Below are 22889 nucleotides of genomic sequence, written 5' to 3'. Positions count from 1 at the left end.
CGGGTCGGCCTTGTTCGTGCCCGGGATCCTCGCTCGTCGCTTCCGGGCGCATCCCTCCACCGTCCCCTTCGGCCGGTTGGCGGCCACCGGCCGGTGGGGGTACGGGTCCTCAGGCTCGGACGGGCTGATGATGCCCTTCCGGCCGGGCGGGGGCGGTGGAGGGGTTCTCCCGCAGGCGACGAGCGAGGGCCCCTATCCTCCTGCGCGGTCCTCGCGGGCGCTTCGCTGGCTTCGGACCGCTGCGCCGGCCTCCGGCCGTCGACCCGGGGGCACCGCCCACCTCCCCTGGGCCGGGCGGGGGCGGTGGAGGGGTTCTCCCGCAGGCGACGAGCGAGGATCCCGGGCACGGACTGAAGGTGCCCGAGTCGCGAGCGCCGAGGAGAGAGACCCCGGCAGGCGCCCCCGACCCCACGGCCAACCCAGCCCGTCCGGCGCTTGAGGACGGAACCGCCAGTCATGGCAGACGGCACCGCAACGGCACCGGTGCAGGCAGCACCGCTGCGACGCTACGGCAAGGCGCCGATCTCCCGTACGACCACCCCGTAGGGGCCCAGTTCGAGGGCATCCAGGAAGCCGCCGTGAACCACCGGCTTGACAGCCACCGGCACGTCGGACTGGCTGCTCAGAACGGCAAAACGGCGCCCGTCCGGGTGGTGGAGGACGGCCGCCGCGACGCGGCGGTCGTCGACGCGGACTGTGCGGGTGATGCCGGCGAGGTCGGCGAGCGCGTCGTAGAGGAGCTGCGTGTCCTCGGGGTTGACGGCAGGGGAGGCGGCGGCCATCCGTTCCAGGGGGTACGTGGAGAGGACGATCGAGCCGTCGCCGACTCGGCGTCGCAGAAGAGCGGGGCGGCCGTGGGCGTCGATGGCGAGGACGTCCGCGCCGTCGGGCTCGACGGGGAGGTAGGAGCGGCTGTGGGCGGTGCCGGCGATGCGGAACCGGAGGGTTGTGCCGCGCCGGAGGGGGCCGAGGTCGGAGACGAAGGTGAATTCGGCTTCGTCGTCGGTGAGGGGGTCGACGAGGCCGTAGCGGAGCCGGTGGCGGACGCCGAAGAAGCGGTCGAGGTGGGAGTGCCAGGGGCCGCGCTGGACGCCGTGGGAGCCGTGGCTGTAGGAGACGTAGACGGTGGCGCCGGCTTCGGCGAGGGCTTCGAGGCGGTACCAGGTGGGGGCGGTGAGCTGCTTCAACGACGGTACGAGGTACAGCCGCGCGGTGTCCGCGGAGCCGTCCGCGGAGCCGTCCGCGAAGCCGTCCCGCTCGCGGGTCACGCCGATCGGGAGGTCGGCCGCACGGGCGGCGACGTAGGCCTGGCGGAGGACGTCGAAGGGTTCGGAGCGGTCGCCGTCCTCGGTGAAGGGGAAGATGCCTTCGAGATAGGAGGGGACGAGGAGGAGGGCCTGCGGGGGCTCGCGACGGCAGGCGGGGGCGTCGATTTCGCGCAGGGTGCGGGCGAAGGCGGCGAGTTCGCCCAGGTGCGGTTTCGGGGTGCCGTCGGCCGTGGTGAGGCCGAAGTGGAGCTCGAAGGGGTGGTGGCGGTAGGGGTCCTGGTGGATGAGGTTGTCGTAGTCGGTGTTGTTCCAGGCGATCCAGCCGGTGGCGCCCGCGAGGAGGGTGTGGTGGAGGACCTGGCGGTAGTAGTGGCAGGCGTGGTCGGCGGCGGCGAAGTCGGTGGAGAGGCCGAACTCCTCCAGGACGACGGGGAGTCCGAACGTCCCGGCGAGCTCGCAGATGAAGGCGGCGGTGTGGTGCTGGCGGACCACGTCGTCGCCCATGGGGTAGACGTGGGGGCCGATGAAGTCCGTCAGCTCCGCCAAGTCCCTTACGGAGAAGCCGTTGTCGTGGCCGCTGTTCTCGACGCCCCAGGCGCCGTCGCCGATGGAGACGGGCTGGGTGCCGCCGCCGGCGCGGACGGCCTGGACCATGAGCTGGGCCCAGGCGGTGACGGACTCCCGGGTGGCTGAGCGGTCGCCGTAGATCGGCATTTCGTTGGTGATGAGCCAGCCGGAGACCGCGGGGTGATCCGCGAAGCGTGCCGTGGTCTCGGTGATGAACCAGGACTGGCGGGCGACCATCCAGACGTCGGTGTAGAGGTCGCGGCCCTGCCGCCACGCGGGGTCCCAGTTCTCGCCGGACATGTGGCCGACGATGAAGGTGGGGACGGTGGTGAGGCCGAGCTCCTGGTGGGCGTCGAGGAAGTCCGCGTAGTGGCGGAGGCAGTCCTCGTCGAGGCGGTCGGGCTCGGGGTGGAAGTCGGGCCAGTAGAAGAACGACCGGGTCATGTTGAGGCCGTGGTCGTGGAGGGTGCGCAGCTCTTCGCGGACGAGGGCGGGGTCGTAGGTGCCGGGGCGCCACATCAGCGGGCCGCCGCCGCGGGACCAGAAGTTGACGCCGAGCCACATGGGGGGCAGGGGGCGGGGGCGCGGGGGACGGGGACGGCTCATACGGGGGACCTCCCTGGGAAGGAATCGCGCCCTCGATGGAAGCACTTAACCGGTTAAGGGTCAACGGGGTCGGCGGTGGCTGCGAATCAACGGGCGGGCGCCGTGCTGGCCCGGGGGACGAGGACGGGCGGGGCGATGGTCACGTCGGTGACCGGCTCGCCTGCGATCACCTTGAGCAGGGTGCGCACCGCCTGCCGGCCGTGCTCGGGGACATGGCGGCCGACGGCGGTGAGAGCGGGGCGGACCAGGCTGCACAGGGCGTTGTCGTCCCAGGCGACGAGGGAGAGGTCGGCGGGGACGTCGAGGCCCATTTCCTGGGCGACGCCGAGTCCGGCGACGGCCATCACGTCGTTGTCGTAGACGATGGCGGTGGGGCGCTCAAGGCCGGACAGCAGGCGGCGGGTGGCCTGGGCGCCGCCCTCGGCGGAGTAGTCGGCGGTGAGGGTGACGGCGGTGAGGCCGAGGGCGCGGGCGCCGTCGGCGAAGGCGTCGGTGCGCTCGCGGGTGTGGACGAAGTGGCCGGGACCGGCGACGCGGGCGACGCGGCGGTGGCCGAGGGCGGCGAGGTAGCCGAGGACCTCGGCGATGGCGACGCCGTCGTCGATCCGGACCGAGGGCAGGCCCTCGATGCCGCCGGCGTGGCCGACGATGACGGCCGGGAGTTCCAGTTCGCGCACGACGCCGGGGCGGGGGTCGTCCTCGCGCAGGTCGACCAGGATCACACCGTCGACCCGGCGCTCGCCCCACCAGCGGCGGTAGGCCGCCATCTCGGCCTCGGCGTCCTCGGTGGCCTGGAGCAGCAGGGCGGTGCCGCCGCCGGTGGCGCTGAGCTCGGCCTCGATACCGGCGATGAACTGCATGAAGAAGGACTCGATGCCCAGCACCCAGGCGGGCCGGTCGACGACCAGGCCGATCGCCCCGCTGCGGCCGTCGATGAGGGCGCGGGCGGCACTGGATGGGTGCCAGCCGAGTTCGTCGGCGATGCGCAGGACGCGCTGCCGGGTCAGCTCGGAGACTCCCGGTTTGCCGTTCAGGGCGTACGAGACGGCGCCTTTGGAGACGCCTGCCGCGCGTGCGATGTCGGCGATGGTGGGTGGCTTCACCTGGGCCCCTCGTCGGTCGGTGCATGAACGTGTGCGTGAACGTGTGCGTGAACCGGTTCAGGAAAATCCGGCCCGCGAAGTGAATTGTGCACCCTCAAACCTGTGATCTGCGGTTGATCTGCGACGACTTAACCGGTTCACAAAATTTCGTACGCAGACGTTGACAGCGATGTCAGTGCCCGTTTCCATGGGCCGCACGCCGAATGGGAACCCTCCCACCAGAAGGAGGAAGCACGGTGCGATTCAGGACGACACTGCGCCGACGCCGTACAGCCCTCGCCGCGGTCGGCATCCTCGCCGCCGCCTCGCTCGCCGCCTGCAGCGGTTCGGGCACCGCCAAGAACGACAGCGGCAGCCCGATCCTCACCGTGGCCAACGGCCAGACGGGCCAGTTCACCAGGAACTTCAACCCGATCCCGCAGACCGCTAACACCCCGACCTACGGGATGATCTACGAGCCGCTGCTCTTCTTCAACCAGGGCAAGGCCGGTGACGTCCAGCCCTGGCTCGCCACGTCCTACAAGCTCTCGGCGGACGGCCGCACCGCCACCTTCCAGCTCGACCCGCGCGCCAAGTGGTCCGACGGGCAGCCGCTGACGGCCGAGGACGTGGCGTACACCTACCAGCTCGCCAAGGACGACCCGAAGCTCAACACGGGCGGCCTGGAGTACGAGGCCATCAAGGTGCTGGGCGAGCACGAGGTGTCGATCACCACCAAGGCGCCGCTGTACACCGAGCTGTGGTCGCTGGCGGGACGGACGTACATCATCCCGAAGCACATCTGGGAGAAGGTCAAGGACCCGTCGACCTATCAGAATCCGAATCCGGTGGGCAGCGGGGCCTTCATGCTCAAGTCCTTCTCCTCGCAGACCTACACGGTGGTGAAGAACCCCAAGTACTGGCAGCCCGGCAAGCCGCAGATCGGCGGCCTGCGCTTTGTGATGTACGGCAACAACACGGCGACGCTGACCGCGCTCAACGCCAAGAAGCTGGACTGGGCGGGCCTGTTCGTGCCGCAGATCGAGAAGGTCTACGCGTCCAAGGACCCGCACAACAAGTACATCAACACCCCGCTCTTCGTGACCGAACTGACGGCCAACACCAAGACGTTCCCGACCGATCAGGCGCCCGTGCGCAAGGCGATCTCGCTGGCCGTCGACCGCGCCCAGCTCAACAAGCTGGCCTTCTCCGGCTACAGCCCGCCCGCCGGGCCGTCCTTCCTGAACCAGCGCGACCAGGGCAAGTACCTGGATCCGGAGGTCGGCGCGCTCTCGCTGAAGGCCGACGCGGCGGCCGCCGCCCAGGTGCTGGCGGACGCGGGCTGGAAGAAGGGCTCGGACGGCATCCTGCGCGACGGGCAGGGCCGCAAGCTCACCATCACCGCCAAGGTGGTGACGGGGTGGAGCGACTTCATCAACGCGCTGCAGGTCATCCAGCAGGAGCTGAGGCCCATCGGCATCGACTTCCAGCCGCAGGAGGTCAGTTACGCCTCGCTGACCGCCGACCGCAACAACGGCAAGTTCCAGATGCTGATCGACAACGCGTACGGCGGGCCGCAGCCGTACCAGATGTTCAAGTACCTGTTCAGCAAAAAGCTCTACCGGCCGGTCGGCCAGAACGCGCCCGGCAACTACGCCCGCTTCACCGACCCGGCGATCGACAGCGCGCTGGAGACCATCGAGTCGACGAACGACGAGGCGAAGCTCAAGCCCGCCTACGCCGCCATCCAGAAGGTCAGCGCCGCGCAGCTGCCCTACATCCCGCTCGTCTACGCAAGCTCCCTGACCGAGTACCGGGACACCCGCGTCACCGGCTTCCCGACCGCCGACAACCTCTACGCGATCCCCGAGATCTGGCAGGCGCCGGACAGCGGTTACGTCGCCATGCGCCTGAAGCCCGTGAAGTAGGGCGGCCGGGCATGCGCTATCTCGGACGCAAGGCCGCCTTCTACCTCGTCGCGGTGTGGGCGGCCCTGTCGCTGAACTTCCTGCTGCCGCGCATGATGCCGGGCAATCCGGTGGACGTGATCATCGCCCGTACGCAGAACACCACTCCCCTGCCGCCCGAGGCCCGGCGCGCGCTGGAGCTGCAGTTCGGCATCGGCGGCAAGTCACTGTGGCACCAGTACCTCGACTACATCGGCGGCCTCGCCCACCTGGACTTCGGGCTGTCTATCACCTACTTCCCCACCCCCGTCTCCACCGTCGTCGCCCAGGCGCTGCCCTGGACGGTGGCCCTGGTCGGCGTCGCCACCGCCATCAGCTTCACCCTGGGCATCGGCCTGGGCGCCCTGGCCGGCTGGCGGCGCGGAAGCTGGCTGGACGCGGTCATCCCGTCGGCCACCTTCCTGGCGGCCGTGCCGTACTTCTGGCTGGCGCTGGTGCTGCTCTACCTGCTCGGCAACATCTGGCCGGTGTTCCCGCTGGCCGGGGGCTACGACGACACGGTCGCCTCCCCCGGCTGGTCGGGCGCGTTCATCGGGACGGCGGTCTATCACGGGGTGCTGCCGGCGCTGACGATCGTGCTCAGCTCGGTGGCCGGCTGGATGCTCGGCATGCGCAACATGATGGTGTCCACGATGTACGAGGACTACGTCCTGACCGCCGAGGCCAAGGGGCTGCGCCCGCGCCGCGTCATGCTCGCGTACGCCGCCCGCAACGCGGTCCTGCCGAGTGTGTCGGGCTTCGCGATCTCGCTGGGCTTCGTGGTGGCGGGATCGGTGGTCACCGAGGCGGTCTTCAGCTATCCGGGGGTCGGCTTCGCGCTGCTCCAGGCGGTCCAGAACGCCGACTATCCGCTGATGCAGGCCCTGTTCCTGGTGATCACGCTCACCGTGCTCGGCGCCAACTTCCTGGTGGACCTGCTCTACACCGTCATCGACCCGCGTACGCGGCACGGAGGGTGACCCATGGCCGTACCTACCTCGGCCTCGGCTTCGGCCTCGGCCGCCGCCCAGCCGGGCGCGCCGGACGCCGCTCATGAGCCGGCCCGCGCCCGGCGGTGGCGGCTTTCGCGCTCGCGCAAGCTCGCCGCCGGGCTGCTGATCGTGGGCTTCTTCGCCCTGCTCGCCACCGTGGGCGCCGCTCTCGCCTCCGGCGCGACGACGGTCGGCGACGATGTGCTGCTCGCGCCGTCGGCCGGGCACTGGCTCGGCACCACCGACACCGGCCAGGACGTCTTCAAGCTGCTGCTGCTCGGCAGCCGGGGCTCGCTGCTGATCGGGGTGGTGGCGGCGAGCGCGGCCGTTGCCGTCTCGACGGTGATCGGGGTGGTCGGCGGCTATCTGGGCGGCGCGGCGGACGAGTTCCTGTCGCTGCTGACCAATGTGGTGCTGGTGCTGCCCGGCCTGCCGCTCGTGATCATGATCACCGACTATGTGGGCAACCGCAGCCTGCTGGTGATCGCCCTCGTCATCGCCTTCACCACCTGGGCCGCCCCGGCCCGGGTCCTGCGCTCCCAGGTGCTCAGCCTGCGCAGCCGCGACTACGTGGCAGCCGCCAAGGTGAGCGGCGAACGGACCTGGCGGATCATGGCGTTCGAGATCCTGCCGAACCTCATCCCCATCATCGCCTCGCAGTTCGTCTTCGGGCTGATCCTGGCCATCCTCACCGACGCCGGGCTCGCCTTCCTGGGCCTCGGCAACCTCGACGGCCGCACCTGGGGCAGCATGCTCTACTTCGCGCAGAACGGGCAGGCCCTCCAGCTCGGCGCCTGGTGGTGGTTCGTCCCGCCCGGCGCCTGCATCGCCCTGGCCGGCACCGGCCTGTCCCTGATCAACTTCGGCCTCGACGAGCTGCTCAACCCGAGGCTGCGGACCTGGAAAGGCGCCCGATCATGAAACCCGTCCTGCGCATCGACGGCATCAGCGTGGCGTACGAGGCCGAACGCGCCACGCGCGCGGTGCGGGACGTCAGCCTCACCGTCCACCGCGGCGAGGTCCTGGGCCTGGCCGGGGAGAGCGGCTGCGGCAAGTCCACCCTCGCGTACGCCATGACGCGGCTGCTGCGGCCCCCCGGCCGTATCACCGGCGGCTCGGTGACCCATTACGCGCCCGACGGCGCCGCGACCGATGTGCTGGGGCTGGGCGGCGAGGAGCTGCGGCGCTTCAGGTGGGAGCGGATCTCCATGGTGTTCCAGGGCGCCATGAACGCGCTCAATCCGCTGCTGCCGGTGGAGCGCCAGCTCACGGACACTCTGCACGCGCATGACGCGGGAGGCGGCCGCAAGGAGCGGCGTGCGCGCGCCGCCGAACTGCTGGACCTCGTGGGCATCGACCGCAAGCGCATGCGCGCCTATCCGCACGAGCTGTCCGGCGGTATGCGGCAGCGCGTCGTCATCGCCATGGCGCTGGCCCTGAACCCCGATGTGGTGGTGATGGACGAGCCGACGACCGCCCTCGATGTCCTGGTGCAGCGCGAGATCCTGGGCGAGATCGACCGGCTGCGCGAACTCTTCGGATTCGCGGTGGTCTTCATCACCCACGACCTGTCCCTGCTGCTGGAGATCAGCGACCGGATCGGCATCATGTACGCGGGCCGCCTGGTGGAGCTGGCCCCGGCCGGCGAACTGCAGGCCGCGCCCCGGCATCCGTACACCGTCGGCCTGATGGCCTCCTTCCCCTCGCTGCGCGGCGAGCGGCGGAGCCTGCGCGGCATCCCGGGCAGCCCGCCGGACCTGTCGCTGCCGGAGTCCGGCTGCGCCTTCGCGCCGCGCTGCCCCTGGGCGGCGGAGCCGTGCGCGCGGGGCGTGCCGCCGCTGGTGTCGGGTGCGGCCTGTGTGCTGCACGATCCGAAGGTACGGCCGCTCGGACCGCCGGCGGAGCTGCTGGCCGGGACGTTCCCCGTACCGTCGGTGGAGGGAGTCCGATGACGACGCTCGATGTGACCGGCCTGGTCAAGGAGTTCAACGTCGGCAACGCGGTGCGGCGCGACGTGCTGCGGGCCGTGGACGACGTGTCCTTCGGTCTGCGCCCGGGGCAGACCGTCGCCCTGGTCGGGGCCTCGGGCAGCGGCAAGTCGACGGTGGCCCGGATCCTGGCCCGGCTGGAGACGGCGACGGCAGGCACGGTGACCCTGGACGGCGCACCGGCGGCCCGGCGCGGGGCGGGGCTGCGCGCGTACCGCCGCCAGGTCCAGATGGTCTTCCAGGACCCCTTCTCGTCCCTCAATCCCCGGCACACCGTGGGCTATCACCTGGCCCGGCCGTTGCGCATCCACGGCCACACTAGGCGCGGTCCGGAGGAGGAGAAGGCGGTCCACGCGCTGCTGCGCCGGGTCAGCCTCACCCCGGTGGAGCGGGTCGCCGCCGCCCGGCCGCACGAGCTGTCCGGCGGGCAGCGGCAGCGGGTGGCGATCGCGCGTGCGCTGGCGCCCCGGCCGTCGGTGCTGCTCGCGGACGAGCCGGTCTCGATGCTGGACGTGTCCATCCGGCTGGAGATCCTCCATCTGATCGACCGGCTCAAGCGGGAGGACGACCTCGCCGTCCTGTACATCACCCACGACCTCGCCACGGCACGGCACTTCGCGTCGGAGATCCTGGTGATGAACAAGGGCTCGATCGTCGAGCGCGGCCCGGCGGACGACGTCATCCTGCGGCCCGCGCATCCGTACACCCGGGCGCTCGCGGACGCCGCGCCCGACCCGCTGCGGCCGCGCACGCGGACCCGTTGACATCCGGCGGGTGAAACGATTCGATTCGGTCGATCACGCCGGACGCAGAGCCAGAGAAGGGGACATCTCCATGCCGCTCACCGACCTGCCGCTCGACGAACTGCGGACGTACCGGCCCGCGATAGCCGAACCCGACGACTTCGACGACTTCTGGTCCAAGACCCTTGCCACCGCCCGGGCCGCCGCCGGCGGCCCGGCGGAGTACCGGCGGGTCGAGGACTCGCCCCTGACCACGGTCGACGTGTACGACGTGCGCTTCCCGGGCTGGGGCGGCCAGCCCGTCGCCGCCTGGCTGCTGCTGCCGCGCGGCGCGACCGGGCCGCTGCCGGCCGTCGTCAACTTCATCGGCTACAGCGGCGGGCGCGGCCTCCACCACGAGCACCTCTTCTACAGCGCCGCCGGCTACGCACACCTGGTCGTCGACAGCCGTGGCCAGGGCCACGACACCTCCGACCCGGACCCGGGACCCGGCACGCAGTACATCGGCGGTTTCATGACGCGCGGCATCGAGGACCCCGAGCACTACTACTACCGCCGCCTCATGACCGACTGCGTACGGGCGGTCGACATCCTGCGCGAGCACCCCCTGGTAGACCCCGACCGCATCGTCGTCGCCGGGGGCAGCCAGGGGGGCGGCCTCGCCCTGTCCGTGGCAGGGCTCGCCGGGGACGCGGTGGCCGCGGCTCTCGTCGACGTGCCCTTCCTGTGCCACTACCGGCGGGGCGCGGACACCGCCGGCGACGGCCCCTACCCGGAACTGGCCCACTACCTCAGCGTCCACAAGCGTGTCGACCCCGACCTGGTCTTCGCCACCCTCAACTACTTCGACGGCGTCCACTTCGCCGCGCGCGCCACCGCGCCGGCGCTGTTCAGCGTCGGCCTGATGGATCCCGTCTGCCCGCCCTCCACCGTCTACGCGGCGTACAACGCCTACGCGGGAGAGAAGGACATCCGCGTCTGGCAGTTCGGCGACCACGGCGGCGGGCGCGGCTCCCAGCCGTACGAGCAGCTGCTGTGGCTGCGGCAGCTCAGCAGGTGGGCAGACCGCTGAGTGGCGTGTTGTCGACGGCCCCGCTGATGACGGTGACGGTGATCCAGACGCCGCTGTTGCCGCTGTCGTCGTCGGTCTTGGCCCACCAGGTGCTGGTCACCCCGGCGCGGGTGCGGCTGATGCCCACGTCGGCCTGGCAGTAGAAGGCGCGCGTGCCCTTGTAGACGACGCCCACCTTGGTGCGGTCGTCGTCGAAGGAGTTGGCGGCCTTGATGACCGTGCAGTCGTAGGTGCCGCCCCCGGCGTCCGTACAGGCGTTGTCGGCGGCGGGGGCGGTGGTGGTGGCGGCCGAGGTCGGGGCGGGCTCGGCGGAGGCCGACGTGGCGGCGACGGGTCCGCCGGGGGCCGCGTCGGTCGCGGTGGCCCGGTCGGTCGGCGCGGCGGTGGTCCCGGGGGAGTCGGCGGCCCCGGCGCCGGTGCCGGAGGACGGCGACGCACTGCCGCTCGGGGAGGCGCTCGCACTCGCGGTGACCGCGCTGCTGGACCGGACCTGCGGGTCGGCGGCGTTCAGCCCGCCGGCCACCCGGGTCCCGGCCGGGGCGTCTCCACCGCCGCCGACGACGAAGGCCAGCGTCGCGCCCGCCGCCGCGAGCACCCCGCCCGCCGCGGCCAAGGCGACGACGGTACGGCGGCGTCTGGCGCCACGCGCGCGTCCGGAGGCCTGGTTCGGCACCGTGTCGGAGCCGGACGTCCCGGGCTCGGCGGGAAGGGGCTGGGCGGCGGAGGCAGGCTGAGCTGCGGGCTCGGCTTCCGGGGCGACGGGCAGCGACGGGGCCGGCTCCCGGACCGCCACCGCGCTGCCGGGCTCGGCCGCGCAGAGCGCCGCCAGCAGCTGGGCGGCCTCCGCGGCGTCGGGGCGGGCCTTCGGGTCCTTGTCCATCAGCCGCCGCAGCACCGGCAGCAGCGGGCCGCAGCGCCGTGAGGCGGGCAGCGGCTCGGTGACGATCGCGGTGAGCGTCGTCCACGTGGAGGTGCGCTGGAAGGGCGAGGATCCTTCAACGGCCGCGTACAGCGCCGCGCCGAGCGACCAGATGTCGGACGGCGGACCGGGGTCGTCGCCCTGGGCGCGCTCGGGGGCCATGTACTCCAGGGAGCCGACGAGGACGCCGGTGTGGGTCAGCCGGCTGGGGTAGCCGTCACCGGGGTCGTCGACGGTGGCGATGCCGAAGTCGGTGAGGACCACCCGGCCGCCCCGGCCGAGCAGGATGTTGCCGGGCTTGACGTCCCGGTGCAGTACGCCGACGGCATGCGCGGCGGCGAGCGCGTCTGCCACCTGGGCGCCGATGCGGGCGGCCTCGAGCGGGTCCACGGTCCCGTCCGCCTGGAGGAGGTCGGCCAGCGACGGGCCGTCGACGAGCTCCATCACGATGACGGGGCTGCCCTCGTGGTCGGCGACGTCGTACACCGCGATGACCCCGGCGTGCCGGATACGGGCGGCCGCGCGGGCCTCACGCCGCATCCGGCTCCATAACAGGGCGAGGTCGGGGCCGGTCGCGTCGGAGAAGGTACGCAGTTCCTTGACGGCGACCTCACGGCCGAGTTCTTCGTCCAGGGCCCGGCACACCGTGCCCATTCCGCCCTTGCCCAGTTCCTCGATCACCCGGTAACGGCCCGCCAGCAGTCTGGGTGTCACGGCTTCCCCACGTCTCGTTCAGCGTTCGTACGCTCACTCGTTCGGGACGACACCCTAGGCCCACCCGGCCCACCAGGCGGGCCGAATGCGTCAGTTCGCCGCAAGTCGCCCCGCCAGCGCGTCCAGTTCGGCCCGCGTGAGCCCCGTCGCCGTGGTGACCTCTGCGGTGTCCAGGGCGCCCGAGTCCAGGCCGCGCAGCAGGTAGCCGCTGAGCGCCTTCGCGGTGGCCGGCTCGTCCATGATGTCGCCGCCGGCCTTCGCCACGTAGGCGGCCAGGCGGGCGGCGGCGACGCCGAATCCCTCCCGGTAGAAGGCGTAGACGGCTGCGTAGCGCGTGGGCAGGTGGCCGGGATGCATGTCCCAGCCCTGGTAGTACGCCCGGGCCAGCGACCGCCGGACCAGCCCGTAGTGGAGCCGCCAGGCCTCGTGGACCCGGTCGGTCGGCCCGACGGGCAGCACATTGGTCGAGCCGTCGGAGAGCCGGACGCCGGTGCCGGCGGCGGCCACCTGCATGACGGCCTTGGCGTGGTCGGCGACGGGGTGGTCCATGGACTGGTGGGCCGGGCTGACGCCGCAGGAGGCGCTGTAGTCGAAGGTGCCGTAGTGCAGACCGCTCGCCCGGCCCTGCGCCGCGTCGATGAGGCGGGCGACGGTGGCGGTGCCGTCGGGGCCCAGGACGGCCTGGGTGGTCTCGATCTGGATCTCGAAGCGGATCCGGCCGGGGGTGAGCCCGCGCGCCTTCTCGAACTCCTCGCACAGCCGGACCATCGCGGTGACCTGCTGCGGGAAGGTGACCTTGGGCAGGGTGAGGACCAGCCCGGCGGGCAGGCCGCCGGCGTCCATCAGGCCGGTGAGGAAGAGGTCGAGGGTGCGGATGCCCCGGTCGCGGACCGCCGCCTCCATGCACTTCATGCGGATGCCGGCGTACGGCGGCGCACTGCCGTCGGCGACGGCGGCGGAGAGGGTCCGGGCGGCCGCGACGGCAGCCGCGTCCTCCTCCGCGTCGGGGCGCGGGCCGTAGCCGTCCTCGAAGTCGATCCGGATGTCCTCGACGGGCTCGCGCTCCAGCTTGGCGCGTACGCGGTCGTGGACGGGCCCGGCGAGCTCGTCGGGCAGGCCGAGGACCCGGGCCAGCGTGGCCGCGTCGGGGGCGTGCTCGTCGAGCGCGGCCAGCGCCCGGTCGCCCCAGTCGCGCACGGTGCCGGCGGCGAAGGCGTCGGCGGGCACGTAGACGGTGTGGACGGGCTGGCGGGTGCCGGGGTCGCCGGGGTAGCGGCGGGCGAGTTCGGCGTCCACGCCGGCGAGCGAGGCGCCGATGTCCCTGACGACCGCGTCCGGCAGAGATGTCCCGGCCATGTCCGCCATACGGATCCTCCAGATCTTCAACAAACCGTTGAAGCGAAGCTAGCGTTCATGATCGGGCCCGTCAACGCACGGTCCCCGCCCACAGGTGGGTGAAGGGCACGACATAGACCGTGATCGCCAGCAGCAGCCGGTCCCCCGCCACGGCCAGCCTACGGTGCCCGGGCCAGGGGATACGCCGGCTGACGGGGCTCGCGGCCAGGGCGAACGGGCCGGCGGCGCGGGCGCGCAGCGAGTCGTCGGCGGTGGCCGCGAGGAGCAGCGCGGCGCGGGCGGTGGGGGTGAGGCCGAGCGCCCCGTTCTGCGGCAGATCCACCGGGGCCGCGTCCGCCACCTCCGGGGCCGGTTCCGGGGCTGCGGACGCCCGGGCCGCGTAGCGCTCCAGGTACAGGTGCCAGCGCCGCTCCCACGCGTCGGCCACGGGCGCGCCCACGGCGTCGCCGCGCTGCTCCCGGGCGCGGTCGGTGGCGGCCTGCGCGGCCAGGTCCTCGGTCAGGATCGCGGCGATCCGGCCCGGGTCTGCGGTCGCCAGGGCCCGCACCGGCATGGCGTCCACGCGGGACGGCCAGGCGCGGGTCCGGCCGAGGTCCAGGGCGATGTCGGCCGGGCCCTCCACCGCGGATGTCTCGAACTGCCGCTCCAGTCGCTGCGCGGAGGCCAGTCCGGCCTCGGCGAAGGCCCGCAGGTCGTCGGTGGTGACCTGGAGTTCGTCCGGAATCCTGCCCGGGGGCCCGGGGATCACGGGGGCGGCCGCGCCGAGTGCTGCGGCGATGCGGGCGACGAGGGCTCCCTGACGCTTGCGCTCGTGCTCGAAATTCTTGTCGCCTCGCTCGCCGAAGGCGGCGAGTTCGAGGACGAAGGCCGTCGTGGCGTCGTGCGTCACCAGGCAGTCGCCGTTCCAGACGTCCGTGCCCTCGTCGCCCTCCTCGTCCTCGTCGCCCTCGCTGCCCTCGTCCTCGCTGTCCTCCTCGTCGGCCTCCGGCATGTCGGTGCCCACCCGCTGGAGCCGCTCCGGATCGACCCCGGCCGCCGCCAGCAGATTCGCCGCCGCCCGCAGCGCGGCCGCCGAGGCGTCCGGGTCGAGCAGCACCCCTTGCGCGGCGCCGACTTCGGTCAGCACGGCCGGCCCGGACCCGTCCGGGACCGGGCGTACGAGACGTATCGCGGACTTGCCGCAGTCCACCCAGGCCCCGTCGTCGCTGGGCCGTACGCTGCGCCGCCGCAACGGCCAGGCGGCGAGGGCCAGCAGGATCACGGCGGCGGACGCGGCGATGCCCCACTCCGGCGTGGCGGAGGTGAAGATGGCCTGACCGCCGATCAGGAGCAGTGCCGCGCCGGCGCGTGGCACGGTGACCGGGTTTCCCGTGTAGGGATCGGACCAGGGTTCCGCCGTGCGGGGCAGCCAGGTGTACGTGGGCAGCCAATGCCGGCGTGCCGGGGGCTCGTTCGTCACCCGCGCATCCTCACACGCGCGGCTGTGCGCGCGCACCGGAACGGCCCCCGTACGCAAGATCGCGTACGGGGGCCGCCGAGTGGGCCGGTGCGGCTCAGCGGGCTCAGCCCTTGCGGGCGTTGATCTCCTCGGTGAGCTGCGGGACGACCTGGAAGAGGTCGCCGACGACGCCGTAGTCGACGAGGTCGAAGATCGGGGCCTCGGCGTCCTTGTTGACCGCGACGATGGTCTTCGAGGTCTGCATGCCGGCCCGGTGCTGGATGGCGCCGGAGATGCCGTTGGCGATGTACAGCTGCGGCGAGACGGACTTGCCGGTCTGGCCGACCTGGTTGGTGTGCGGGTACCAGCCGGCGTCCACCGCGGCGCGGGAGGCGCCGACGGCCGCGCCGAGGGAGTCGGCAAGGGCCTCGATGATGTGGAAGTTCTCGGCGCCGTTGACGCCGCGGCCGCCGGAGACCACGATCGCGGCCTCGGTCAGCTCGGGGCGCCCGGTGGACTCGCGCGGGGTGCGCGCGGTCACCTTGGTGCCGGTGGCCAGCGGCCCGAAGGTCACGGCCAGCTCCTCGACGGTGCCGGCGGCCGGGGCGGCCTCGACGGGGGCGGCGTTGGGCTTGACGGTGATCACCGGCACGCCCTTGCTGACCCGGGACTTGGTGGTGAAGGAGGCCGCGAACACCGCCTGCGTGGTGACCGGGCCCTCGTCGGACGCCTCGACGTCCACGGCGTCGGTGATGATGCCCGAGCCCAGGCGCAGCGCCAGGCGGGCGGCGATCTCCTTGCCCTCGCCGGAGGACGGCACGAGGACGGCGACCGGCGAGACGGCCTTGGCGGCGGCTTCGAGGGCGTCCACCTTCGGGACGACCAGGTAGTCGGCGAACTCGGCCGCGTCGGCGGCGAGCACGCGGGTGGCGCCGTGCTCGGCCAGCACCGGGGCGGCGTCGGCCGCGCCGGGGCCGAGGTGGACGGCGACGGGCTCGCCCAGGCGGCGGGCGATGGTGAGCAGTTCGAGGGTCGGCTTGCGGACGGCACCGTCCACGTGGTCGACGTAGACGAGGACTTCACCCATGGGAATCAATTCTCCTGCGGAACGTGTGAGGGGGCGTGAGGGAGCGGCGGCTTCCGGCGGAACTGCTCGGTCGCGCAGCCGTCAGATGAACTTCTGGCTCGCGAGGAACTCCGCGAGCTGCTTGCCGCCCTCGCCCTCGTCCTTGACGATCGTGCCGGCGGTGCGCGCCGGGCGGGCCGTGGCGTCCGCGACCTTGGTCCAGGCGCCTTCGAGGCCGACCTCGGACTCCTCGATGCCCAGGTCGGACAGGTCCAGGGCCTCGACCGGCTTCTTCTTGGCCGCCATGATGCCCTTGAAGGACGGGTAGCGCGCCTCGCCCGACTGGTCGGTCACCGACACCAGCGCGGGCAGGGAGGCCTCCAGGGTCTCGCTGGCCGCGTCGCCGTCACGGCGGCCGGTGACCTTGCCGTCCGCCACGGAGACCTCGGACAGCAGGGTGACCTGCGGGACGCCCAGGCGCTCGGCCAGCAGCGCCGGGACCACGCCCGCCGTGCCGTCGGTGGACGCCATGCCGGTGACGACCAGGTCGAACCCGGCGTGCTCGATCGCCTTGGCCAGCACCAGCGAGGTGCCGATGACGTCGGTGCCGTGCAGCCCCTCGTCCTCGACGTGGATCGCCTTGTGCGCGCCCATGGAAAGCGCCTTGCGCAGCGCGTCCTTCGCGTCCTCCGGGCCGACCGTCACGACGGTGATCTCCGCGTCGTCGGCAGCGTCGGCGATCTGCAGCGCCTGCTCGACCGCGTACTCGTCCAGCTCCGACAGCAGGCCGTCGACCGCGTCCCGGTCAGTGGTCAGGTCCTCGGCGAAGTGACGGTCACCCGTGGCATCGGGCACGTACTTCACGGTGACTACGATCCTCAAGCTCACGCCAGTTCTCCTACACTGCATCGGCTTCGTCGGCGACTGCCCTCTGACAGGCAGCATATGCGCCTGTGACGGCGGCTCCCGGTCGGGACCCCAGCGCGGCCCCGACGGAAATATTACTCGTCAGTACACCCAGCTCTTTACCCGTATGCAAGCGCGGCGAACTGTGACCTTCCCGACGCCGTCCGACGACGACACCTCAGTGCCGCAGTGCGTTGAAACCACCCTGGTGGTAGAGCAGCGGACGCCCGGGACCCTCGGGGTCGCCGGCGATCGCCTGGGCCACGACGATGCGGTGGTCCCCGGCGGGTATGCGGGCCACGACCCGCGCCACGAGCCAGGCGGGGACTTCGTCGAGCAGGGGGACGCCGTGCGGGCCGGCGCTCCAGGCGGTGGGCGGGCCGAAGCGGTCGGCGCCGCTGCGGGCGAAGGTGGCGGCGAGCTCCTGCTGGTGCTCGCCGAGGATGTGGATGCCCACGAAGGGCGCCTCGGAGAGGGTGGGCCAGGCGGAGGCCCCGGTGCTGATGCCGAAGGAGAGCAGCGGCGGCTCGGCGGACACCGACGTCAGTGAGGTCGCGGTGAACCCGACCGGGCGCAGGCCGGGCGCGGTGATGACGGCGACACCGGCGGCGTGGCGCCGGAAGACCGAGCGGAAGACCGAGGAGTCGAAGGTGGCGGGCGTTGCCGCGGACGTGGACGTGGCTATGTCGGTCGAGGCAGTCATGGAATTGTCCTTCTGGAACGGTGGTGCCGGAGGCGGCGTGCTGTCGTCTGGGGCGCTCACTGGCCCGGACAGCGCGCGCTGGCGTGCCGACCGAGGTCGACATCCGCTCGTGCGTACAGAAGGGGGTCTCGCGACATAACGTCAGAGTGACGATCCGGTCGGTGCTCCGTCAAGACCGGCCCGAAATATGGGATCACCGTCATACCGCCGCGCCGAGTGCGGCGATCACATCGGCTTTCCTCGGCTGACCGGCCGCGCGCCGCACGACGCTGCCGTCCGCGTCGAGTACGAGCACGGTCGGCGTCTTGAGGATCGACAGCCGCCGTACGAGATCCAGATGCGCCTCGGCGTCGATCTCGATGTGCTCGACGCCGGCCACCATCTCCGCGACCTCGCCGAGCGTTCGCCGCGTGGCGCGGCAGGGCGAGCAGAAGGCGCTGGAGAACTGGACGAGGGTCGCCCGCTCCCCCAGCGGTCCGCCGATCTCGGCGGCCGTCAGCCGCTCCGCGCCGTCCTTGGCCCGCACGCGAATCCTCCCCTGGCGCCGCTGGTGCAGCAGTCCGTAGAGTCCGGACGCCGCGAGCACCGCGACACACACCACCAGTCCTGTCATGTCGTGTATTCCTCCCGACCCCGTGCAGCGTTCATATGACCGCAATGATTCCCAAGGACCCGTATCCACAGGCATCCGGAATCATTGCCGCCATGAGCACTACTGCAATCGACGCACGGGGCCCGAGATTCGCCGCGACCCTGACCGCCGGCGTCCTGGCCGTCGTCCTGATCACCAACAGCGGCTGGCTGCTGGCCGCGCAGGCGCTGTTCTTCGCGATCGGAGCCGCCGCCGGGGTCCAGAACTCACCCTACGGCCGGCTCTTCCGCATGCTCGTACGCCCCCGCCTGGGACCGCCCGCCGAGACCGAGGACCCGGCGCCGCCGCGGTTCGCGCAGGCCGTGGGCCTGGTCTTCGCGGCTGTCGGCCTGATCGGGTACTTCGCGGGACCGCAGTGGCTGGGCCTGGCGGCGACCGGCGCCGCGCTGGCGGCGGCCTTCCTGAACGCGGCCTTCGGCTACTGCCTCGGCTGCGAGGTGTATCTGATTCTGCGGCGCGTCGCGGCATGATTGACGATGACGTGACCATGGCGTGACTATGACGTGATGAGAATCTCCTTCGATGTCGGGCACGCGAGGTGACACGGCACCCGTTTAGGGGGCACGATCGCCCAGCGGCCCGAAACCTACGGCTGCGTAACTTCTGCCGGGAGCCATCCCCAGAGAGAGCAGGGACCCCGACATGGCCGAACTGGTCTACCCGCCCGTCATCGGCGTCGCCCGCACCATGTTCAAGGTGCAGGGGCTGCGCTTCGACATCGGCGGCACCGAGAACGTCCCCCGCAAGGGCGGCGCGCTGCTCGTGAGCAACCACATCGGCTATCTCGACTTCGTCTTCGCGGGGCTCGCGGCGCTGCCGGCCAAGCGGCTGGTGCGTTTCATGGCGAAGGAGTCGGTGTTCCGGCACAAGATCTCCGGGCCGCTGATGCGCGCGATGAAGCACATCCCGGTGGACCGGTCGGAAGGTATGCACGCCTACAAGCACGCGCTCGACGCGCTGCGCGGCGGCGAGATCATCGGGGTCTTCCCCGAGGCCACGATCTCCCAGTCCTTCACCCTGAAGACCTTCAAGTCCGGCGCCGCCCGCCTCGCCATGGAGGCCGGCGTTCCGCTCCTGCCGGTGGCCCTGTGGGGCACCCAGCGGCTGTGGACCAAGGGGCAGCCGCGCAATCTCGGCCGCAGCCGCACCCCCATCACCATCCGGGTCGGCGAGCCGATGAACCCGCTGGAGAACGAGAAGCCCGGCGCCCTCACCCGCCGGCTCCGCATCCGCGTACAGGAACTCCTCGACGACGCCCAGCGCGCCTACCCCGGCAAGCCCTCCGGCCCCGACGACCGCTGGTGGCTCCCCACCCACCTCGGCGGCACCGCGCCGACCCCGGAGGAGGCGGCCGCGCGCGACCGCGAAGCCGCGCTCTGACCTTGTCACTTACGTCGCTTACAGCGCCGTGGGCAGCGTCCGCCACAGGTGCGGCCGGTCGGTGGCCCGCTGGAGGCACTCCAGTACGGGGGCCGGGGTGGCCGCGTAAAGGGCCGGGTAGTCGAATTCGCCCTGCCCGGCGTCCGGGACGAAGGCCAGACGCTCCTCGGTGAGGGAGAACTGCGCGTCCACGCCCGGCTTGTTGCCCCGGGGGTCCTGGCGGGCCCAACCGTCGTGGCCGGGCAGTTTCAGCGCGACGAGGCCGTGGATCTCGCCGAGGAACTGGTAGCACAGCCCTGCCGGGATGCCCTCGGCGCGCAACAGGGCCGCCAGGGCATGGGCTTTGGCGTAGCAGATGCCGGTGCGCCGCTCCAGGACGTCGGAGGCGCGCCAGGTGACCCGCATGTCTCCCGCGTCCTGGGAGTGCGGGATGGTGTCGCGCACGAATTCGAAAGCGGACTTGGCATAGTCATGCAGGGCGGGGGCCTGGGCGCGCAGCTGTGCGGCGGTCTCGCGAACCAGCGGATGGTCGTGGTCGATGACCTCATCGGCGGCCAGATAGGCGGACAGGTCAGGGGTCTCCGGTATCGGCTCCATGTGACGGATACTAGGAAGATGTAGAGCCAGGGTGCAATAGATTTTCCGATCTCCGAATATTTATGCACGACCGACGACTAGGGCGGTTGGCATGGCCGGGAACCGGCGCTGGGGCAGATGGGTGGTTTTCCTCGCCGCCGTGGTGATCGTGGCCGCCCTCGCGATCAGCCATCGCGGCCGGGACAGGGGCGACGCCGGCCCGAGCCCTTCGCCGGGCTCGTCGAGCACGGCGCCCTTCACGGGTGCGCCTGCGCAGGAAGCGCGCCCGGTGCTGGCCGTGAAGATCGACAACGTGTCGGCGGCCCGCCCGCAGACCGGCCTGACGAAGGCGGACATCGTCTACGTCGAGGAGGTCGAGGGCGGCCTCAGCCGCATCCTCGCCGTCTTCTCGTCCCAACTGCCCGCCCGGGTCGGGCCGGTGCGCAGCGCCCGGGAGTCCGACCTGGAGCTGCTCCGCCAGTTCGGCAGCCCCGCCCTCGCCTACTCCGGCGCCCAGAGCAAGCTGCTGCCCCTGATCGCCGCTGCCCCCGTCCACGACGTCTCCCCCGCCCACGCCCCGCAGGCCTACGCCCGGGACTCCTCCCGCCCGGCCCCGCACAACCTCTACGCCTCCCCGCGCGAACTGCTCGCCGCCGCGCCCGGCGCGAGCCTCTCCCGCGACATCGGCTTCCGCTTCGGCGCCGCCCCCTCCGGCGGCACGCCCACCGCCCGCGAAACGGTGCGCTTCCCCTCCGCCACCGTCGGCCTGCGCTGGTCCACCGACCGGGCGCGCTGGCTCGTGTCCTTCGACGGCCGGCCCGCGACAGCCACCGAGGGCGGCCAGTTGGGCGCGCCGACCGTCGTCATCCAGTACGTCACCGTACGGGCCTCCGGCTACCACGACCGGCTGGGCAACGCCTCCCCCTACTCCGAGACGGTCGGTTCCGGCCGCGCACTCGTCCTGCGCGACGGCAAGGCGTACGACACCCGCTGGTCGCGGCCCTCAGCCGCGCAGGGCACGGCCTTCACCACGACGGACGGCATGCCCATGCGTTTCGCGCCGGGGCAGGTCTGGGTCGTCCTGGCGCCCCGGCCGTGAGGTGACGGCACCGGAGGGTCAGGCGATGGCGCCGTTCGCGTCCGGGTGCTCCGCGGGGCCGCCGGGCGCGGCCAGCGCCGAGGCCAGGTCGTTGTGGAGGGCGAAGGCCCGCGTCATGCGGGTCAGCCGGAGCAGGCGGAGCACCGGGGGGCTGTCGCTGACGATGCCGAGGCGGCCGCCGCGGTCGAGGACGCGCTTGCGGACCCGGACGAGACAGGAGAGGCCGCCGCAGTCCATGAAGGTGACCCCGCGCAGGTCAAGGACGACGTCCGGCCGGCTCCCGGCGGTCAGTTCGTCGAGGCGGACGGACACCGACGCCGCGGCCACGACGTCCAGTTCCCCCGTGACCTCCACGACGGCGGTGGCCCCCACCGACCGTTCGCGCACCCCGAAAACGAACTCGTGCTGTTCCTCGAACATGGAGAAGGCCCCCGACTCCCGCTGCCTGACGGGGCGTGGCGCGGTCGACACCACACACCGAAGAATTACGGGATACCCCCCTGCCGTACCGCCCGTCAACACATCGGACCAAGAGGCCGAGCGAATGGGTGGGGCGGCGTCGCAGGGCGATGGGCGGCGCTCCTCCACCCACCCCACCTATTCGCTCGGCCTCTAACCAGGAAGTACGACCAGATCCCGTGCTGTCAGGTTGAGGCGCTCACCGCCGTCCGCCGTGCAGACCGCGATGTCCTCGATGCGCGCCCCGAAGCGGCCCGGGAGGTAGATGCCGGGCTCGACGGAGAAGGCCATGCCCGGTTCCAGGGGCCGGGCGCTGCCGGACACGATGTAGGGCTCCTCGTGGGTCTCCAGGCCGATGCCGTGGCCGGTGCGGTGGATGAAGTGCTCGCCGTATCCGGCGGCGGCGATCATGTCGCGGCCCACGGCGTCGAGTTGCTCGGCGGTGATGCCGGGGCGGATGGCCTGGATCTGCGCGTGCTGGGCGCGCTGCAGCACCTCGTACAGCTCGCGGAACGCGGCGGGCGGCTCGCCGACGGCGTACGTACGAGTGGAGTCCGAGCAGTAGCCGTCCTGGGTCGTGCCGCCGATGTCGACGACGACCGGGTCCCCGGCGCGGATGACCCGGTCGGAGACCTCGTGGTGCGGGCTGGCGCCGTTGGGGCCGGAGGCGACGATGACGAAGTCGACGGTGGTGTGGCCGGCCTGGAGGATGGCGTCGGCGATGTCGCGGGCGGCCTCGCGCTCGGTGCGCCCGGCGCGGACCCACTCGCCGATGCGGCGGTGCACGCGGTCGATGGCGGCCCCTGCGCGGCGCAGCGCTTCGATCTCGGCGGACGTCTTGCGCATGCGCAGTTCCAGCAGCACACGCCCGGCCAGGCTCTGTTCGGCCCCGGGCAGTGCGGCGCGGAAGGCGAGCACCTTCTCGGCCCACATGTGGTTGTCGACGGCGACCCGCTCCAGGCCCCTGGGAAGCCGGCCGGCGACGAGCGCGTACGGATCGTCCGTCTCGCCCCAGCCGATGATGTCGATGCCGAGCCCGCCCAGCGGTGAGGCCTCGGCCCCCGGCTGCTCCAGCTCGGGCACGACGAGGAAGGGCTCGCCCAGGGCCGGGACGGCCAGGCAGACGAGGCGCTCGCTGACGTGGGCGTGGTAGCCGGTGAGGTAGCGCAGGTCGGCGCCGGGCGAGATGAGCAGGGCGTCCAGGCCCGCGTCGGCGGCGGCCTTGCGGGCCAGTGAGAGACGCTCGGCGGGGTAGAGCTGCGCGGTGGCGGAGTCGGTCATGTGCCTCACGGTACGACGGGCTCCGGTGGAACGGCCGGATGCGGGCGCGGGACGCGCGAAGCGCCACGGATCCGCT

Annotated in this window: 21 protein-coding genes; 9 read left to right on the top strand and 12 right to left on the bottom strand. The window is 72.1% G+C overall.

Annotated elements, in window-relative coordinates; genetic code table 11:
- Positions 1-506: 506 nt before the first annotated feature.
- Complete coding sequence (locus OG607_RS39705) at positions 507-2441, bottom strand: cellulase family glycosylhydrolase (RefSeq protein WP_405734303.1); 1935 nt, start codon at positions 2439-2441, stop codon at positions 507-509.
- A gap of 86 nt (positions 2442-2527) precedes the next feature.
- A complete protein-coding gene (locus tag OG607_RS39700) occupies positions 2528-3544 on the bottom strand; it encodes a LacI family DNA-binding transcriptional regulator (RefSeq protein ID WP_405734301.1) in 1017 nt (338 codons plus the stop codon).
- Between the two features lie 236 nt (positions 3545-3780).
- On the opposite strand from OG607_RS39700, the gene OG607_RS39695 reads away from it, so the two are divergent.
- The 6 genes from OG607_RS39695 to OG607_RS39670 all read left to right on the top strand — a co-directional run bounded on the left by OG607_RS39695 (position 3781) and on the right by OG607_RS39670 (position 10264).
- Positions 3781-5451 (top strand): ABC transporter substrate-binding protein, encoded by a 1671-nt coding sequence (locus OG607_RS39695; RefSeq protein ID WP_405734299.1) that lies wholly within the window; start codon positions 3781-3783, stop codon positions 5449-5451.
- Between the two features lie 11 nt (positions 5452-5462).
- The gene (locus OG607_RS39690; protein WP_405734297.1) at positions 5463-6449 is read left to right on the top strand and encodes an ABC transporter permease; all 987 of its coding nucleotides are present in this window, start codon (positions 5463-5465) and stop codon (positions 6447-6449) included.
- A gap of 3 nt (positions 6450-6452) precedes the next feature.
- Positions 6453-7382 (top strand): ABC transporter permease, encoded by a 930-nt coding sequence (locus tag OG607_RS39685; RefSeq protein ID WP_405734295.1) that lies wholly within the window; start codon positions 6453-6455, stop codon positions 7380-7382.
- On the top strand, positions 7379-8413 hold the full coding sequence (locus OG607_RS39680) for an ABC transporter ATP-binding protein (RefSeq protein WP_405734293.1): 1035 nt from the start codon (positions 7379-7381) through the stop codon (positions 8411-8413). Before OG607_RS39685 ends, OG607_RS39680 begins: the two co-directional genes overlap by 4 nt.
- Positions 8410-9213: an ABC transporter ATP-binding protein gene (locus OG607_RS39675; protein WP_405734291.1), complete on the top strand. Its 804-nt coding sequence runs from the start codon at positions 8410-8412 to the stop codon at positions 9211-9213. The genes OG607_RS39680 and OG607_RS39675 overlap by 4 nt, the downstream gene beginning before the upstream one ends.
- A gap of 70 nt (positions 9214-9283) precedes the next feature.
- Entirely contained in the window at positions 9284-10264 is a 981-nt protein-coding gene (locus OG607_RS39670) for an acetylxylan esterase (protein ID WP_405734289.1), read from the top strand.
- Here the strand turns inward: OG607_RS39670 and OG607_RS39665 are convergent.
- The 7 genes from OG607_RS39665 to OG607_RS39635 all read right to left on the bottom strand — a co-directional run bounded on the left by OG607_RS39665 (position 10242) and on the right by OG607_RS39635 (position 17979).
- The gene (locus OG607_RS39665; protein ID WP_405734287.1) at positions 10242-11897 is read right to left on the bottom strand and encodes a serine/threonine-protein kinase; all 1656 of its coding nucleotides are present in this window, start codon (positions 11895-11897) and stop codon (positions 10242-10244) included. The two genes, OG607_RS39670 and OG607_RS39665, sit on opposite strands and share 23 nt — an antisense overlap.
- A gap of 90 nt (positions 11898-11987) precedes the next feature.
- Positions 11988-13262, bottom strand: a complete 1275-nt coding sequence (locus OG607_RS39660; RefSeq protein ID WP_405734285.1) for a DUF6986 family protein — start codon at positions 13260-13262, stop codon at positions 11988-11990.
- Between the two features lie 61 nt (positions 13263-13323).
- Positions 13324-14712: a hypothetical protein gene (locus OG607_RS39655; RefSeq protein ID WP_405734283.1), complete on the bottom strand. Its 1389-nt coding sequence runs from the start codon at positions 14710-14712 to the stop codon at positions 13324-13326.
- Positions 14713-14815: 103 nt separating this feature from the next.
- On the bottom strand, positions 14816-15778 hold the full coding sequence (locus OG607_RS39650; protein ID WP_405734281.1) for an electron transfer flavoprotein subunit alpha/FixB family protein: 963 nt from the start codon (positions 15776-15778) through the stop codon (positions 14816-14818).
- 81 nt (positions 15779-15859) lie between these two features.
- Positions 15860-16645: an electron transfer flavoprotein subunit beta/FixA family protein gene (locus OG607_RS39645; RefSeq protein WP_405734279.1), complete on the bottom strand. Its 786-nt coding sequence runs from the start codon at positions 16643-16645 to the stop codon at positions 15860-15862.
- Between the two features lie 196 nt (positions 16646-16841).
- Positions 16842-17366 carry a flavin reductase family protein gene (locus OG607_RS39640; protein WP_405734277.1) on the bottom strand — a complete coding sequence of 175 codons (525 nt, stop codon included), beginning with the start codon at positions 17364-17366 and terminating at the stop codon, positions 16842-16844.
- 199 nt (positions 17367-17565) lie between these two features.
- Positions 17566-17979, bottom strand: coding sequence for a TlpA family protein disulfide reductase (locus OG607_RS39635; protein WP_405734275.1), 414 nt, complete (start codon positions 17977-17979; stop codon positions 17566-17568).
- A 92-nt stretch (positions 17980-18071) separates the two neighbouring features.
- On the opposite strand from OG607_RS39635, the gene OG607_RS39630 reads away from it, so the two are divergent.
- The gene (locus OG607_RS39630; protein WP_405734273.1) at positions 18072-18488 is read left to right on the top strand and encodes a DUF4395 domain-containing protein; all 417 of its coding nucleotides are present in this window, start codon (positions 18072-18074) and stop codon (positions 18486-18488) included.
- A 172-nt stretch (positions 18489-18660) separates the two neighbouring features.
- Complete coding sequence (locus OG607_RS39625) at positions 18661-19398, top strand: lysophospholipid acyltransferase family protein (protein ID WP_405734271.1); 738 nt, start codon at positions 18661-18663, stop codon at positions 19396-19398.
- Between the two features lie 18 nt (positions 19399-19416).
- Here the strand turns inward: OG607_RS39625 and OG607_RS39620 are convergent, their stop codons facing one another.
- A complete protein-coding gene (locus OG607_RS39620; protein ID WP_405734269.1) occupies positions 19417-19995 on the bottom strand; it encodes a transglutaminase domain-containing protein in 579 nt (192 codons plus the stop codon).
- A 91-nt stretch (positions 19996-20086) separates the two neighbouring features.
- Here OG607_RS39620 and OG607_RS39615 point away from each other — a divergent pair, with 91 nt between their 5' ends.
- A complete protein-coding gene (locus OG607_RS39615) occupies positions 20087-21073 on the top strand; it encodes a DUF3048 domain-containing protein (protein WP_405734267.1) in 987 nt (328 codons plus the stop codon).
- 18 nt (positions 21074-21091) lie between these two features.
- Here the strand turns inward: OG607_RS39615 and OG607_RS39610 are convergent, their stop codons facing one another.
- Both OG607_RS39610 and OG607_RS39605 read right to left on the bottom strand, forming a co-directional pair.
- The gene (locus OG607_RS39610; protein ID WP_405734265.1) at positions 21092-21493 is read right to left on the bottom strand and encodes an STAS domain-containing protein; all 402 of its coding nucleotides are present in this window, start codon (positions 21491-21493) and stop codon (positions 21092-21094) included.
- A gap of 192 nt (positions 21494-21685) precedes the next feature.
- Positions 21686-22813: a M24 family metallopeptidase gene (locus OG607_RS39605; RefSeq protein ID WP_405734263.1), complete on the bottom strand. Its 1128-nt coding sequence runs from the start codon at positions 22811-22813 to the stop codon at positions 21686-21688.
- Positions 22814-22889: the final 76 nt, after the last annotated feature.

This window comes from Streptomyces sp. NBC_01537 (genome assembly GCF_045040445.1).
Taxonomy (GTDB): Bacteria; Actinomycetota; Actinomycetes; order Streptomycetales; family Streptomycetaceae; genus Actinacidiphila.
This window is presented reverse-complemented; position numbering and strand designations above follow the sequence as displayed.